The organism is Pseudorhodobacter sp. E13 (assembly GCF_003991405.1).
Taxonomy (GTDB): Bacteria; Pseudomonadota; Alphaproteobacteria; order Rhodobacterales; family Rhodobacteraceae; genus Pseudorhodobacter.
In genome coordinates this window covers 1-399 of record NZ_RPEN01000081.1, presented here as the reverse complement: position 1 = coordinate 399, position 399 = coordinate 1, and the positions used below count along the sequence as shown (strand labels likewise).

Below are 399 nucleotides of genomic sequence, written 5' to 3'. Positions count from 1 at the left end.
GCCGCCACGGCCACCGGCGCGACCGTCGTGTTGACCTATAGCGTGCCTTACGGAACGCTGGCGCTCGATAGCGCGAATGTGCGGTCCTACCCCCAGAGCGGCTTTCGCTTTGTCGACAGCACTGACGAAAAGGCCATCAGCAATGTCGTCGTCTCGGCCCCCAATCAGGTGACGCTGACATTGGCCAGCGCGAGCACGGGGACCGGGAAGACCGTCTATTACGGCACCACCCCGCATCTGGAACCGAGGCAGGCGTCAACCGTGCCGGGCGGCAATCTGCGCGACAGCTCCGGCGAGATTTGGAAATCGACCTTGGACGGGCAGCGGCTCGATTGCTGGGCCGAGCATCAAGCGTTCACAATTTAAGGGCAAGACAATGAAACGATATGAGATCAAATC

General features: G+C 60.9%; 1 protein-coding gene. It reads left to right on the top strand.

Annotated features, from left to right (window positions below; genetic code table 11):
* Nucleotides 1-366 (top strand): hypothetical protein (locus tag EGN72_RS00195; RefSeq protein ID WP_233586967.1); only part of this gene is annotated, 366 nt, incomplete at its 5' end.
* Nucleotides 367-399 lie beyond the last annotated feature (33 nt).